Here is a 14,356-nt window from a genome sequence, read left to right as displayed (position 1 = left end):
GGACGCCAGATTTTCATTCTGGAAAGAGGGGTTCGATTCCCCTAGGGCGTGCCATCCTTTGCTGCAGGTCTTTGGCCTTTTGCGGGATGTATCCGGAGTTAAATCTCCGAGAATGATGTTTGCTGCGGCGGCGGTTCCGGCTTTGCGGTGACCGCCGTTTTTGAAATGTGCGCCCTTCGTCTATCGGTTAGGACGCCAGATTTTCATTCTGGAAAGAGGGGTTCGATTCCCCTAGGGCGTGCCATTTCAATACCTTCGGTTTCCCGGCCGAAAGAATTCCCCGCATTTCATCTTATGATGTAACGGCTGCATCAATGATTCGCAGCTGCACCCGGCGCTGGCCCTGCCAGTGATCACCGGCAAGCGTTCCCGCGACATGCAGGCTGCGCCCGCGGCTGCCAAGCAGAAGCTCGCCCAGAGGCTTGTCGGCGGCGCGGAAGGCGATGCCGTCCAGCGCCGTCCCCTCCGCGCTTTCAAGCCGCACCTTCACATGTCCGCCGGCGCCGATCACGCGGGCGTCGCGCACCCGGTGCTGCGGCAGCGCGAACACCGGCTGCGGATGGCCGGAGCCATAGGGACCCGCCGCCTCAAGTCTGTCGATCAGATCAAGCGTTGCGCCAGAGGCGCTGAGCGCGCCGTCGATCTTCAGCACGGCGTCGGCCGCGAGCGCCTCGACGGCATCGCGGGCATGATCTTCAAAGAAGGCCCGAAGCGCCGAGAGCTTCTCGCGCGTCACCGTCAGACCGGCGGCCATGGCATGGCCTCCGCCCTTGACCAGCAGCCCCTGCTCCACCGCGAGACGCACCATGCGCCCGAGATCGAAACCCGAGATCGAGCGCCCGGAGCCGGTGCCGCGGCCATTGGCATCGAAGGCGATGGCGAAGGCCGGTCGCCCGAATCGATCCTTCAGCCGCGAGGCCAAAAGACCGACAATGCCGGGATGCCAGCCCTGCCGCGCGGTGACGATCACGCCCGCGCCGCTGCCATCGCCGAATTCGGCGATTGCGTCGGCCTCGGCCTCCTGCAGCATCGCCGCCTCGATCGCCTGGCGCTCGCGGTTGAGCTGGTCGAGGCGTTCGGCAATCGCCTCCGCCTCCTCCGTGTCATCGACGGTCAGAAGCCTGCTTCCGAGCGCCGCGTCGCCGATCCGCCCGCCGGCATTGATGCGCGGGCCGATCAGGAAGCCGAGATGATAGGGCGTCACCGGCCCGGCGAGGCCCGCCCGCTTGAACAGCGCGGCAAGGCCGGGATTGGCGAGCGAACGGGCAATGATCAGGCCCTTGACCACATAGGCGCGGTTCAGGCCCTTCAGTGGCACCACATCGCAAACGGTGGCCAGCGCCACCAGATCGAGCCAGGAGAGAAGATCGATGCGCCCGGCGCGCATATCGCCGGCCTGTCGCAGCGCGCGGTGTGCGGCCACCAGAACAAGGAATACCACGCCCGCGGCACAGAGATGCCCCTGCCCCGAAAGATCGTCTTCGCGGTTTGGGTTCACCAGGGCCGCGCATTCCGGCAGGTCGACGCCAACCTGATGGTGGTCGATGACCACGACATCGACCCCGCGCGCTTTCGCGGCGGCGAGCGATTCGTGGCTTGTGGAGCCGCAGTCGACGGTCACGATCAGTTTCGCGCCGTCCCGTATCAGGCTTTCGATCGCCTGCGGGTTGGGCCCATAGCCTTCGAAGATGCGGTCGGGAATGTAGATCTCGACCTCAAGGTCAAGCATGGTGAGAAAGCGGTACATCAGCGCCGACGAACAGGCTCCGTCAACGTCATAATCGCCGAAGATCGCGACCTTCTCGGACCGCTTCACGGCATCGAGGAGCCGGGCGACGGCCGCCTCGCAATCGGTCAGGCTGAACGGATCCGGCATCAGCGAGCGCAAGGTCGGGTCGAGAAAGGCGGGGGCATCGTCAACCGGCACATCGCGGCCGGCGAGAACGCGGGCGATCAGTTCGGAAAGACCATGGTTCTGCGCCATGGCCAGCGCCCGGTTTTCGCCGGCGGGCCCCAGACGCGGCACCCAGCGCAATTCGCGCGCGGAACGCTCCACGCCCAGGAACGCCCTTGGGCTCGGCTTTCGCTGGGCAGCATGGTCAGTCATCAGGCCTCGGCTCCGCTTTGAAGTCCCGCCCTTCATAGCGCCAAGTGTGCGGCAATGTCATCGCCCGATTGTAGGCGGCCCGAAAGTGACGGGCGCGCCGCCCGGACGCCAGAGACCGCTCAGGGCTTCTCGATGCGGATGACCTGCGGCTTGCCGACGATATAGCCATCGCTCTCCATCGCCTTCACCGCGTTGCGGATCGAAAGCTCGGTGGTCGCGTGGGTCACCATGATGATGGTCTTGGTCGGCGCGTCGCGCTCGCCGTTGGCCGAATGCTGGACGATCGACTCCAGAGAAATCTGGTTGTCGGCCATGCGCCGGGCAATCGCCGCGATGACTCCGATCCGGTCGGCGACCCGCATGCGGATGAAATAGCCGCCCTCATGGCTGCGCATCCGCGCCCGCTTGTAGGGCTCCAGCGATTTCGCCGGCCGGCCGAGCGCCGGCACCGTCTGCGCGCCGGGGCGCGACTTGGCGATGTCGGCGATGTCGCCGAGCACGGCAGACGCCGTGGCGTCGCCGCCTGCCCCCGGGCCGACCATCAGCAGGTCGCCGAGAATATCGGATTCGATCGCCACCGCATTGGTGACGCCGTCGACTTGGGCGATCACGGTGTCATGCGGCACCATGGTCGGATGCACACGCTGCTCGATGCCGCCGCCGGTGCGCTGGGCAACGCCCAGGAGCTTGATGCGATAGCCGAGCTCGGCCGCCGCGCGGATATCGTCCTGGGTGATGTTCGAGATGCCCTCGAGATAGATATCGTCGCAGGAAATCTCGCAGCCAAAGGCGAGCGATGTCAGGATCGCGAGCTTGTGGGCGGTGTCATTGCCGTTGATGTCGAAGGAGGGATCGGCCTCGGCATAACCGAGCCGCTGGGCTTCCTTCAGGCAGTCCTCGAAGGAAAGCCCTTCCTTCTCCATCCGGGTCAGGATGTAATTGCAGGTGCCGTTCATGATGCCGTAGACACGGGTCATGGTGTTGCCGGTAAGCGATTCCCGCACCGCCTTGATCACCGGAATGCCGCCGGCGACGGCCGCCTCGAAGTTCAGCAGCACGCCCTTTTCCTCGGCCTTGGCGGCAAGCGCCACGCCGGCTTCGGCAAGAAGCGCCTTGTTGGCGGTCACGACATGAATGCCCCGCTCCAGCGCCGCGTTCACCGCGTCCTTCGCTGCCCCGCTCGCGCCGCCGATCAGTTCGACCAGCACATCGATATCGCCCTCGCGCGCCATGGCCGCCGGATCGTCGTACCATTTGGCCGAAGTGACATCGATGCCCCGATCCTTGCCGCGGTCGCGCGCCGCAACCGCCGTCACCGTAATGGCGCGACCGCAGGCGGTGGCGAGGTTTTCATGTCGCTCGCTGATGATGCGCACAAGCGAAGCGCCGACGGTTCCAAGACCGGCGACGCCGATTTTCAGGGCATCTGCCATGGGGTATTCCTACTGACCGAATTTCACGTCCGGACACAAGCGTCCGCGCTTCATTTAGATCGTTTCGGAGGCAAATGAAACATCAGCGCCGGGAATTTTGGGAGAGCGAGCGAAGAGATACGCATGATCGCTGGCATTCACGCTCACGCTTCACCTTCGGAGCAGACCCGCCTCTAGATCGGGCGTGCGTGGTGAATGGTTTCGACCAGATCGCCCACGGTCTCGCTGGAAAGCAGATACTCATCCAGGATCATCACCCCGAACTCTTCCTCAAGGGCCATTCCCAGCTCGAGAATATCCAGCGAATTTATGCCCAGGTCATCAAGGATCGCTGCTTCGTGCACGTCGCGCTCGGCTGAGCCAATAACACCCATGATTGTTGTCTTCACGCGGGAGAAAGTATCGCCCTCTCTCCCTTCTTCCCGGTTCCTTTCCATTGACCGAAATTCAACATCACCGTTCCTGCGCTCCGTGCCATGTCCGAAGTTCGGCATGAACAGCGTCGCGGAAGGCTGAAAAAGGCGCTTCCGACTCCTGAGTGATCGAAGGGAAAGACTGGGTTTCAAATCTATGCTCTCCCTGTCTTCGCCGACATTTCCCACGACCTCCACTCCCGTCCCACTCGATGGATAGGCACAAGCGCTTCCGTCAAAATATCAAAGCCCTGAATTCGGCCTGGGATGATGACGTATTGTTTCGCCACCATAGATTTACAATACAATTCACATTTGAAAAATAGTTATATTCTGCAATTCAATACTTTAGTATTTTCGAAATTAATTGTCTTCTTTTACTATTGGCGACACAAGCGCCATCCCTAGCACTGAGTTATACCACTCCACACACCAAAACAGGAAGGCTTTCGCCTTCCTGTGATTGAGGGACAGCAGGGGAAGCGTGCGAGCGATTACCGGTGCGCCTTCAGCGACACGATGTTGTCGGGCGCGACCTCAGTGGTGGCGAAGAAGCGCTTGAGGTTGCGCGCGGCCTGGCGGATGCGGTGTTCGTTTTCGACCAGCGCGATGCGCACATGATCATCGCCCTGCTCGCCGAAGCCGATGCCGGGAGCCACGGCGACGTCGGCCTTTTCCACCAGCAGCTTTGAGAATTCGAGCGAGCCCATCTCCGCAAACGGCTCAGGGATCTTCGCCCAGGCGAACATGGTCGCCGCCGGCGGCGTCACCTGCCAGCCGGCCTTGGCGAAGCTTTCGACCATGACGTCGCGGCGCTTGTGGTAGATCGAGCGCACCTCCTCGATATCCGAGCCGTCGCCGTTCAACGCATGGGTCGCGGCGACCTGGATCGGGGTGAAGGCGCCGTAATCGAGATAGGACTTCACCCGCGCCAGCGCCGAGATCAGCCGTTCATTGCCAACAGCAAAGCCCATGCGCCAGCCGGGCATCGAATAGGTCTTGGACATCGAGGTGAACTCGACGGCCACATCCTTTGCGCCCGGAACCTGCAGCACGGAGGGTGGCGGCGCGCCGTCGAAATAGATTTCCGAATAGGCGAGATCGGAGAGCACGATAAGCTCGTGCTTCTTCGCGAAGGCCACGACCTCGCGGTAGAAATCAAGGCTTGCGACCTGCGCGGTCGGGTTCGACGGATAGTTGAGCACCAGCGCGATCGGCTTGGGGATCGAGTGCTTGACCGCCCGCTCGACCGGTCCGAAGAAGCTGTCATCCGGCTCCACCGGGATCGAGCGGATCACGCCGCCGGCCATCAGGAAGCCGAAGGCGTGGATCGGATAGGTCGGGTTCGGGCAAAGGATCATGTCGCCCGGCGCGGTGATCGCCTGCGCCATGTTGGCGAAGCCTTCCTTGGAGCCGAGCGTGGCGACGATTTCCGTCTCCGGGTTCAGCTTGACGCCGAAACGGCGGGCGTAATAGCCGGCCTGGGCGCGGCGCAGACCCGGTATGCCCTTCGACGAAGAATAACGGTGGGTGCGCGGATCGCGTACCACTTCGCACAGCTTGTCGACCACGGATTGCGGGGTCGGAAGATCGGGATTGCCCATGCCAAGGTCGATGATATCGGCGCCCGCCGCTCGCGCGCTCGCTTTCAAACGGTTGACCTGTTCGAAAACGTATGGCGGCAGTCGCCTGACCTTGTGGAACTCTTCCATCTTCTTCCTCTTGGAACACTGGGTTGAACGATCCTTGCCTTTCGAAGGATCATCGAAACGAGAGCAGGAAAAACCGGCCCGACGCAACAATCAACTGCACTTGCGTCGATTTTGCGGCAGAAATCCTAATACTCTGTTTCATCCTTGCCACAGGATGGGCCCAGGACGGAGGGTTTCGAAGGCTACTGCGGGGCCGGGATCCCGGCCAGCCCGTCGAGCTTGGTCGTCATGGTCGCGACCTCCTCATCGGTAAACTGGGGATAGGCCGCCGTTCCGGTATCGCAGACGTCCGGCTCGCCGCAGGTGGTGGAGCAGGCGGCAAGAAGCGAGGCCGCCGCCACAAGGGTTACACTCAAGATCATCCGGCCGAATTTCATCGCATCTCTCCGTTCGCCGCGGCGGCGCAAATCAGTCCCGGCAAATCTGCCCGGTTTGGAAGCGCGGCGCAAGCTGGTCAGTCTTCCGTTCGCCCCTCGCCTTCCCGGTCGCGCTCGTAGCGATGGGCGACCGGCAGCAGCGGAAGCCAGGATTCGCGGCGGATGGTCCACAATTCGTAGGTCGGTTTGAAGCGGTCGGGCTGATCGAACGTGCCGAGATTGATCTCGATCTCATCGCCGCTCACCGCATAGACCGGAGAACCGCAGGTCTGGCAGAAATAACGATCCTCGAAGCAACTGGCCTCCCCTTCAATGCTGACGGAGGTCTCCGGGAAGATGGCGAAGGACTGAAACGGCGCGCCGTGGTGCTTGCGGCAATCGAGGCAATGGCACACACCCACCCGATAGGGCTCTCCCGAGACCGCAATCCGCACCCTGCCGCAAAGGCATCCGCCCGTTGTCCATTCCATCAGCTTCACTCCATGTTGGCGGCAGCCACTTGCCAGCGCCGCTTGAAAGGCTAAAACGCATGGCCATGCAGTTCGATCCTCCCTTGATACCGGCAACGCTGATCCGGCGCTACAAGCGCTTCCTGTTCGATGCCGTTCTGGAGGAAACCGGCGAGACGATCACCGGTTCCTGCCCCAATACCGGGTCGATGCTCGGGCTCAATACGCCCGGCTCGCGCATCTGGCTGTCGCGCAATGACGACGGCAAGCGCAAATATCCCCACCGCTTCGAACTGATCGAGGCCGATGGCACCGTCGTCGGCGTCAATACCGGTCTGCCGAACCGGCTTGCCGAAGAGGCGATCCGGATGGGGTTGGTGGACGATTTTGCCGAGTATCCCGTGATCCGGCGCGAGCAGAAATATGGCCGCCAGAGCCGCATCGACATGCTGCTGTCGGCCGAGGATCGGCCCGACCTTTACATCGAGGTCAAGAATGTCCATTTCATCCGCACGCCCGGCCTTGCGGAATTTCCCGATACGCCGACGGCGCGCGGAACCCGGCATCTGGCCGAGCTCGCGGATATGGTCGCGGCTGGAAAACGGGCGGCGATGGTCTACCTGATCCAGCGCGGCGATTGCGAACGCTTCGCCATCGCCGCCGATCTTGACCCGGTCTATGCCGAGGCCTTCAAATGCGCCCGTCGCGCCGGCGTCGAGGCCTATGCGATAAAATGCAATGTATCCCGTGACAGCATCACGCCAGATGGTACAGTATTGGTTGATAACATGTAAGCGCACACGCCAGGGCGGTGCGGAGGATGACCATGGTAAATTACGCCGATGCGGCAACAGCGCCGCTGAAGAATGACGGTACGATCCGCCTTTATGATGAGGCAGGTTTTGAGAAGATGCGCCAGGTCTGCCGCATCACCGCCGGCTGTCTCGACAGCCTCGCCGATCTGATCAAGCCCGGCGTCACCACCGAAGAAATCGACCGCCACGTGCTGCAGTACGGCCTCGACCACGGCGTGGTGCCGGCAACGCTCGGCTATCGCGGTTACAAATATGCAAGCTGCACCTCGATCAACCATGTCGTCTGCCACGGCATGCCCAATGCCAAGCCGCTGCGCGAGGGCGACATCATCAATGTCGACGTTACCTATATCCTCGACGGCTGGCACGGCGATTCGAGCCGGATGTATCCGGTGGGGCAATTGAAGCGGGCGGCCGAACGGCTGCTGGAAGTAACCTACGAATCGCTGCTGCGCGGCATTGCCGCCGTGAAGCCCGGCGCGCGCACCGGCGCGATCGGCGAGGCGATCCAGACCTATGCCGAAACCGAGCGCTGCTCGGTGGTGCGCGATTTCTGCGGCCACGGCGTCGGCCGGCTGTTTCATGACGCGCCGAACATTCTGCATTACGGCCGCAAGAACGAGGGGCCCGAACTGAAGGAAGGCATGATCTTCACCATCGAGCCGATGCTCAACCTCGGCAAGCCGCATGTGAAGGTGCTGAACGACGGCTGGACCGCGGTCACCCGCGACCGCTCGCTTTCGGCCCAGTACGAGCACACCGTCGGCGTCACCAGCGATGGCTGCGAGGTTTTCACGCTGTCGCCCGGCGGCTTCGACCGTCCGGGGCTGACGCCCGCGCTTTAGGCCGTTTCAGGATTGGAACCGATGTTGCCTGCTATCGCTCCAGGAGCCGCATGAAGAAACCGCCCGCCAAAGGCAAACCAGCCGGCCTTGAAGAAGACGGACCCGACGAGCGGACCTTCTTCGCCGACCAGCCGCCCGAACGCCCGTTTAGGGGCGGCGATATCCGTGACAAGACGCCAAGCCATGTCCACGGCCATCGCGACCGGCTGCGCGCCCGTTTCAGGGAAAGCGGTGCCAACGCGCTCGCCGACTACGAAATCCTCGAACTGCTGCTGTTCCGGCTGATCCCGCGCCGCGACACCAAGCCGATCGCCAAGGCGCTGATCGAACGGTTCGGCTCGCTTGGCGGCGTGTTCGGCGCGCCGGCGGAACTGCTGCAGGAGGTTTCGGGCATCGGCGAATCCGTCGCCTTCGATCTGAAGCTGATGTCCGCGCTTGCCCAGCGCAGCCTGAAGAGCTCGCTGAAGGATCGGCCGATCCTCGGATCGTGGTCATCGGTTATCGATTATTGCAATGCCGCGATGGCGCACGAGACCCGCGAACAGTTCCGCATCCTGTTCCTCGACAAGCGCAACAAGCTGATCGCCGATGAAATCCAGGGCATCGGCACGATCGACCACACCCCGGTCTATCCGCGCGAGGTGATCAAGCGGGCGCTGGAACTGTCGGCAACGGCGATCATTCTTGTCCACAATCACCCCTCCGGCGATCCGACCCCGTCGCGCGCGGATATCGACATGACCCATATGATCATCAACAGCGCCAAGCCGCTGGGCATCACGGTTCATGACCACATCATCATCGGCAAGGATGGCTATGTCAGCTTCAAGGGGTTAAAGCTGATCTGAGGCCATGGACTCGGCATGCAGCTTGTGGCTGTATGTAATGAAAACATCACGGAGCGGGACCATATTGCGCCGCGAACTCCGCGCTGTTGCGGCGCGGGAACCATCTCACGTAGAGCATTTCGCATGTCAGGCGGTATCATCCGGCGACGGCGGACATGCGGCAGAACGACAGGATTGTGCCTTCCGGCACATGTCTTTGAATTTGAATAACCAAATCGGGGTGATTTTATGAATTCTTACGATCTGGTCGTCATCGGCAGCGGTCCGGCCGGCCGGCGCGCCGCGGTGCAGGCCGCCAAACTCGGCAAGACCGCGCTCGTCATCGACAAGGGCTCTCAGGTGGGCGGCGTCTCGGTCCACACCGGCACCATCCCCTCCAAGACGATGCGCGAGACCGTGCTGAACCTCACCGGCTGGCGCGAGCGCGGCTTCTACGGCCGCTCCTACCGGGTCAAGCAGAAGATCACCGCCGACGATCTGCGCGCCCGCCTGATCAAGACGCTGGATTACGAGATCGACGTGCTGGAATGGCAGTTCGAGCGCAACCGCGTCGAGCAGGTGCGCGGCTTCGCCCATTTCGTCGATCCCCATACGATCGAGATCGAGAAGGACAGCGGCGAGATCCAGCGGGTGCATGCCGAAGCGGTGCTGATCTCGGTCGGCACGCGGCCCTATCGCCCGCCGAACGTGCCCTTCGATGGCCAGACGGTGATGGACAGCGACGAGCTGCTGAACATCCCGCATATTCCCCGCTCGATGATCGTCGTCGGCGCCGGCGTGATCGGCATCGAATACGCAACGATCTTCTCCGCGCTCGATACCCAGGTGATCGTGGTCGAGCCGCGCGACAGCATGCTGGATTTCATCGACCGCGAGATCCGCGACAATTTCGCCGCCCAACTGCGTGACCGCAACGTCAAGCTGCTGTTCGGCGCGGGCGCCGACAAGGTCGAGAAGATCGCCGACGGCAAGGCCCGCGTCACGCTCTCCAACGGCCGGGTGCTGATGGCCGAATCGGTGCTTTTCGCCGCCGGCCGCCAGGGCGCGACCGACACGCTGAACCTGCAGTCCGTTGGGCTGGAGGCCGATCGTCGCGGCCGCATCAAGGTCGATCCGATCACCTTCCAGACCGATGTGCCGCATATCTACGCCGCCGGCGATGTGATCGGTTTTCCGGCCCTTGCCTCGACCTCGATGGAACAGGGCCGGATCGCCGCCCGCCACGCCGTGGGCGCTGAAGCCGAGGAGCCGCCGCAATTCTTCCCCTACGGCATCTATGCCGTGCCGGAAATGTCGACCTGCGGCATGACCGAGGAGGAAATCCAGGAGCGCGGCATCGCCTATGAATGCGGCATCGCCTTCTTCCGCGAAACCTCGCGCGGCCACATCATGGGCATTCAGAACGGCCTTTTGAAGATGATCTTCTCGCTGAAGACCCATCGCCTGCTCGGCGTCCATATCGTCGGCGAGGGTGCGACCGAACTGATCCACATCGGCCAGGCGGTGCTGAACCTGAAGGGAACGGTGGAATACTTCGTCGAGAACACCTTCAACTATCCTACCCTTGCCGAAGCCTACAAGATCGCCGGCCTCGATGCCTCCAACAGGATCGCGATGCTGGAAGCCGCCGAGCAGGAATAGGGCGTGTTCGACACGCTGCTGGCCAAATGGCGGCTGACCTCGGACGGACCGCCGATCGTGACGGCGACCGGCACATTGCTGCCGGTGCTCCGCGACGGCCAGCCGGCGATGCTGAAGCGGTTCACCGATCCGGAGGAAGCCATCGGTGCCGGCCTGCTCAAATGGTGGGACGGCGATGGCGCCGTCCGCGTCCTCGCCGAAACCGACGATGCGATATTGATGGAACGGGCGACGGGAGCGGTCGCGCTCACCGCCCTGTCGCTGGCCGGCGAGGATAACCGCGCCTGCCGCCATATTTGCGCCACCGCCGCGCGGCTGCATGTCGACCGCCCTGCCCCTTTGCCCGCGATGACGCCGCTCGACCGCTATTTCCGGGCGCTGCTGGAGGCAAGGACCGGTCAGCATCCATTCCTCACCCGCGCGGCAGCCGAGGCGCGCCGCCTGTTGGATGATCCGCTAGATCTCCGCCCGCTACACGGCGACCTGCATCACGGCAACATTCTGGATTTCGGCGAACGCGGCTTTCTCGCCATCGATCCCAAGGGGCTTTACGGCGAGCGCGCCTTCGACTTCGCCAATATCTTCTGCAATCCGGATATCGATGTCCCGGACGCGATGATCGCGCGCGACCAGAACCGCTTCGACCGCCGACTGGACATCATTTCAGCGGCCGCCGATCTCGACCGGACGCGCCTGCTCCGCTGGATCATCGCCTGGTGCGGCCTTTCGGCCATCTGGTTCCAGCGGGATGACGATCCCCGAGCCGAAATTCCACTGACGGTCGGAGGGTTCGCGCTCGACCGGCTTGCGCAAGGCTGACAGTCGAGAACCTTGGAGATCGACAGGCAACAAAAAAAACCCGCCCGGACGAACCGGGCGGGCTTGAAATCAACAAAGCCGCAGGCTTATTCGGCGCTGTCGTCGGCTTTCTTCGGTGCAGCCTTCTTGGCCGGAGCCTTTCTCTTCGGCGCAGGCTTCTCGTCAGCGTCGGCGTCAGCCTTGGCAGCAGCAGCCTTCTTCGGAGCGGCCTTCTTGGCCGGCGCCTTCTTGGCGGCAGGCTTTTCTTCGGTCGCGGCATCGTCGGCCTTGGCAGCGGCCTTCTTCGGCGCGGCCTTTTTCTTGGCGGCGGGCTTTTCGTCAGACTTCTTGGTTGCCGCAGCAACCTCGTCGTCGTCGTCCGCCATCAGCTCTTCCTTCGAGACCGTGACATCCTTGACGTCGATGCCTTCGAGCAGATGGTCGACAACCTTTTCCTCGAAGATCGGTGCGCGCAGCGAGGCCTGAGCGCCAGGGGTTTCGCGGAAGAACTTCAGGATTTCCTGCTCCTGGCCGGGATACTGACGCATCTGGTAGTAAAGCGCGCGCTGCATTTCCTCGTCGGAAACCTGAACGCCGGCCTTCTCGCCGATTTCGGAGAGCACCAGGCCGAGACGGACGCGGCGCTCGGCGAGCTTGCGGTATTCGCCGCGGGCTTCCTCTTCCGTGGTGTCCTCATCCTCGAAGGTCTTGCCCGAACGCTCCAGATCGGCCTGAACCTGACGCCAGATGTTTTCGAACTCGGCATCGACCAGCGACTGCGGGGCTTCGAAGGAATACTGTTCGTCGAGCTGATCGAGGATCTGACGCTTGACCTTCTGGCGGGTGAACTGGTTGTACTGACCGACGATCTGTTCACGCACGAGTTCGCGCAGGCGATCGGCCGATTCCAGACCCAGCTTTTCAGCCAGCGCATCGTTGATCTCGATTTCGCCGGCAGAGGCGACTTCCTTCACGGTGACGTCGAAAACGGCTTCCTTGCCGGCGAGGTGGGCGGCCGGATAGTCTTCCGGGAAGGTGACCTTGACCTGCTTCTCGTCTTCGGCCTTGACGCCGACGAGTTGCTCTTCGAAGCCCGGGATGAAGCGGTTGGACCCGAGCACGAGCTGCGAATCGGTGTCGGCGCCGCCATCAAAGGCTTCGCCGTCGATCTTGCCGACATAGTCGATGGTGACGCGGTCACCATTGGCGGCCTTGCCCTTCTTGGTCTCGTATTCGCGGGCGTTTTCGGCAACGGCCTTGACCTGCTCCTCGACTTCCTCATCGGAAATGTCGACGACCGGGCGCTCGACCTTCAGGCCGTCGGTCGGCTGCAGTTCGAACTTCGGCAGAATTTCGTAGGATACGGTGAATTCGAAATCGATTTCGCCGTTCAGGACCTTGTTGGCCTCGCCCTCGTCCTCGGTCATGTCGATCTTCGGCTGGCCGGCGGCGCGCTCGCCGCGCTCGGCGATCACGGCCTGCGGCTTTTCCTGCAGCGTCTCGTTGACGATTTCAGCCATGACCGACTTGCCGTAGAGCTTCTTGAGGTGCGACATCGGCACCTTGCCCGGACGGAAGCCGTTGATGCGGACCTTGTCCTTGGCGTCCGCCAGGCGTTCGTTCATGCGCGCCTTCAGATCATCCGCAGGAACTGTGATCTTGATTTCGCGCTTCAGCCCTTCGGCGAGCGTTTCGGTTACCTGCATATCCATACCTTCATTTCATATCGGCTTGAAAGCCGTTGGGTTACATGCGCAAACGCGGCGTCATGGCCGGGCGCGACTTCTTGCAATATCCTTGGCATTTTGACAAGCTTTTCCGGGCTTGGGCAAAATGGCGCCAGGGCGTCTACCTGCCGGAAGTGTCGAATTCGACGCCCTGGCGGTCACCCTGAAAGCGGCTTGGTGCCCCCGGCAGGATTCGAACCCGCGACCCTCTGATTACAAATCAGATGCTCTACCAACTGAGCTACAAGGGCATTGGGCATGCCAACTATCAGATTTGGCCCAGCTGTAAAACGAAAAAATCATCTATTTCGCCGCTATTTTGGCGCAGCCGGGAAGATCGGCGGCGCGAAGGGCTTGCAAATGACGGCCCGCTCGGGTGATCTGGCCCCCGCGCCAAACCCGAACGGAAAAGCGATATGCCAAAGACCACACCCGCCCTCTGCTTTCTGTCTTCCGGAACCGAAGATGCCGAGGTGGCCCTAGCCGAACTCACAAGTCTTTACGGCAATGTGCCCCCGGACGAGGCGGATTTCATCGTGGCGCTGGGCGGCGACGGCTTCATGCTGCAGACGCTGCACGAATACATGAACTCCGAAACCCCGGTCTACGGCATGAACCGCGGCTCGGTGGGCTTCCTGATGAACGAGTACGCGACCGGCGGCCTGCTGGAGCGTCTGGCGGCCGCCGACGTCAACGAGTTGCGGCCGCTGCGCATGACCACGCGCAATGCCGACGGAACCTCGTCGATCGCCCTCGCGATCAACGAGGTCTCTATGCTGCGCCAGTCGCACCAGGCCGCCAAGCTGCAGGTCAGCGTCGATGGCAGGGTGCGCCTGCCGGAGCTCGCCTGCGACGGCATTCTGGTCGCCACACCCGCCGGATCGACCGCTTACAACCTCTCCGTCCACGGCCCGATCATCCCGCTGGAGGCGCCGCTTCTGGCGATCACCCCCGTCAGCGCCTTCCGCCCCCGGCGCTGGCGCGGCGCACTGCTGCCCAACACCGCCGTCGTCGATATCGTGGCGCTGGAGCCCGAAAAGCGCCTGGTCAACGCCTTCGCCGACCACACCGAGGTCAAGCACGTGCTCCATGTCCGCATCGAACAGGACCCCGACGCCCGCGCCAAGGTGCTCTCCGACCCGAACCGATCATGGTCGGAGCGGATACTGGCGGAGCAGTTTTCGGACTGAG

At 62.6% G+C, this 14,356-nt stretch carries 13 protein-coding genes and 3 tRNA genes (1 of these 16 only partly in view); 8 read left to right on the top strand and 8 right to left on the bottom strand.

The annotated features are described in order from the left end of the window. Both V6765_RS11025 and V6765_RS11020 read left to right on the top strand, forming a co-directional pair. Positions 1–54: transfer RNA gene (locus tag V6765_RS11025), tRNA-Glu, on the top strand; it begins 121 nt to the left of the window's first position. Positions 55–169: 115 nt separating this feature from the next. Next, positions 170–244: transfer RNA gene (locus tag V6765_RS11020), tRNA-Glu, on the top strand. Between the two features lie 48 nt (positions 245–292). Here V6765_RS11020 and recJ read toward each other — a convergent pair. From recJ to V6765_RS10990, 6 genes are all read right to left on the bottom strand, one after another. Continuing rightward, entirely contained in the window at positions 293–2,107 is a 1,815-nt protein-coding gene (gene recJ / locus V6765_RS11015) for a single-stranded-DNA-specific exonuclease RecJ (protein ID WP_448428642.1), read from the bottom strand. 119 nt (positions 2,108–2,226) lie between these two features. Beyond that, on the bottom strand, positions 2,227–3,540 hold the full coding sequence (locus V6765_RS11010; RefSeq protein WP_448428640.1) for a homoserine dehydrogenase: 1,314 nt from the start codon (positions 3,538–3,540) through the stop codon (positions 2,227–2,229). Between the two features lie 173 nt (positions 3,541–3,713). Then, the gene (locus V6765_RS11005) at positions 3,714–4,142 is read right to left on the bottom strand and encodes an acyl carrier protein (protein ID WP_448428638.1); all 429 of its coding nucleotides are present in this window, start codon (positions 4,140–4,142) and stop codon (positions 3,714–3,716) included. A 305-nt stretch (positions 4,143–4,447) separates the two neighbouring features. Then, on the bottom strand, positions 4,448–5,665 hold the full coding sequence (locus V6765_RS11000; protein ID WP_448428636.1) for an LL-diaminopimelate aminotransferase: 1,218 nt from the start codon (positions 5,663–5,665) through the stop codon (positions 4,448–4,450). 182 nt (positions 5,666–5,847) lie between these two features. Continuing rightward, positions 5,848–6,042, bottom strand: coding sequence for a hypothetical protein (locus V6765_RS10995; protein ID WP_018065958.1), 195 nt, complete (start codon positions 6,040–6,042; stop codon positions 5,848–5,850). 77 nt (positions 6,043–6,119) lie between these two features. Beyond that, positions 6,120–6,512 (bottom strand): GFA family protein, encoded by a 393-nt coding sequence (locus V6765_RS10990; protein ID WP_448428633.1) that lies wholly within the window; start codon positions 6,510–6,512, stop codon positions 6,120–6,122. Positions 6,513–6,577: 65 nt separating this feature from the next. On the opposite strand from V6765_RS10990, the gene sfsA reads away from it, so the two are divergent. The 5 genes from sfsA (at position 6,578) to V6765_RS10965 (ending at position 11,459) form a co-directional block, all read left to right on the top strand. After that, on the top strand, positions 6,578–7,285 hold the full coding sequence (gene sfsA / locus V6765_RS10985; RefSeq protein WP_448428806.1) for a DNA/RNA nuclease SfsA: 708 nt from the start codon (positions 6,578–6,580) through the stop codon (positions 7,283–7,285). A gap of 32 nt (positions 7,286–7,317) precedes the next feature. Beyond that, positions 7,318–8,151 carry a type I methionyl aminopeptidase gene (gene map, locus V6765_RS10980; protein WP_448428631.1) on the top strand — a complete coding sequence of 278 codons (834 nt, stop codon included), beginning with the start codon at positions 7,318–7,320 and terminating at the stop codon, positions 8,149–8,151. 50 nt (positions 8,152–8,201) lie between these two features. After that, entirely contained in the window at positions 8,202–8,999 is a 798-nt protein-coding gene (radC, locus tag V6765_RS10975) for a RadC family protein (protein ID WP_448428629.1), read from the top strand. A 228-nt stretch (positions 9,000–9,227) separates the two neighbouring features. After that, positions 9,228–10,640 carry a Si-specific NAD(P)(+) transhydrogenase gene (sthA, locus tag V6765_RS10970; RefSeq protein WP_448428627.1) on the top strand — a complete coding sequence of 471 codons (1,413 nt, stop codon included), beginning with the start codon at positions 9,228–9,230 and terminating at the stop codon, positions 10,638–10,640. A gap of 3 nt (positions 10,641–10,643) precedes the next feature. Then, the gene (locus V6765_RS10965; protein ID WP_448428625.1) at positions 10,644–11,459 is read left to right on the top strand and encodes an aminoglycoside phosphotransferase family protein; all 816 of its coding nucleotides are present in this window, start codon (positions 10,644–10,646) and stop codon (positions 11,457–11,459) included. 86 nt (positions 11,460–11,545) lie between these two features. On the opposite strand, the gene tig is transcribed toward V6765_RS10965, so the two are convergent. Both tig and V6765_RS10955 read right to left on the bottom strand, forming a co-directional pair. Continuing rightward, complete coding sequence (gene tig, locus V6765_RS10960; protein ID WP_448428804.1) at positions 11,546–13,144, bottom strand: trigger factor; 1,599 nt, start codon at positions 13,142–13,144, stop codon at positions 11,546–11,548. Positions 13,145–13,340: 196 nt separating this feature from the next. Then, a tRNA-Thr gene (locus V6765_RS10955) sits at positions 13,341–13,416 on the bottom strand. 165 nt (positions 13,417–13,581) lie between these two features. Between V6765_RS10955 and V6765_RS10950 the strand changes: the two genes are divergently transcribed. Continuing rightward, a complete protein-coding gene (locus tag V6765_RS10950) occupies positions 13,582–14,355 on the top strand; it encodes an NAD kinase (protein ID WP_448428623.1) in 774 nt (257 codons plus the stop codon). Position 14,356: the final 1 nt, after the last annotated feature.

The sequence above is a fragment of the Martelella sp. FOR1707 genome, from assembly GCF_053484265.1.
The sequence above is the reverse complement of the archived record's forward strand: the minus strand, read 5'-3'. Positions and strand labels throughout refer to the sequence as shown.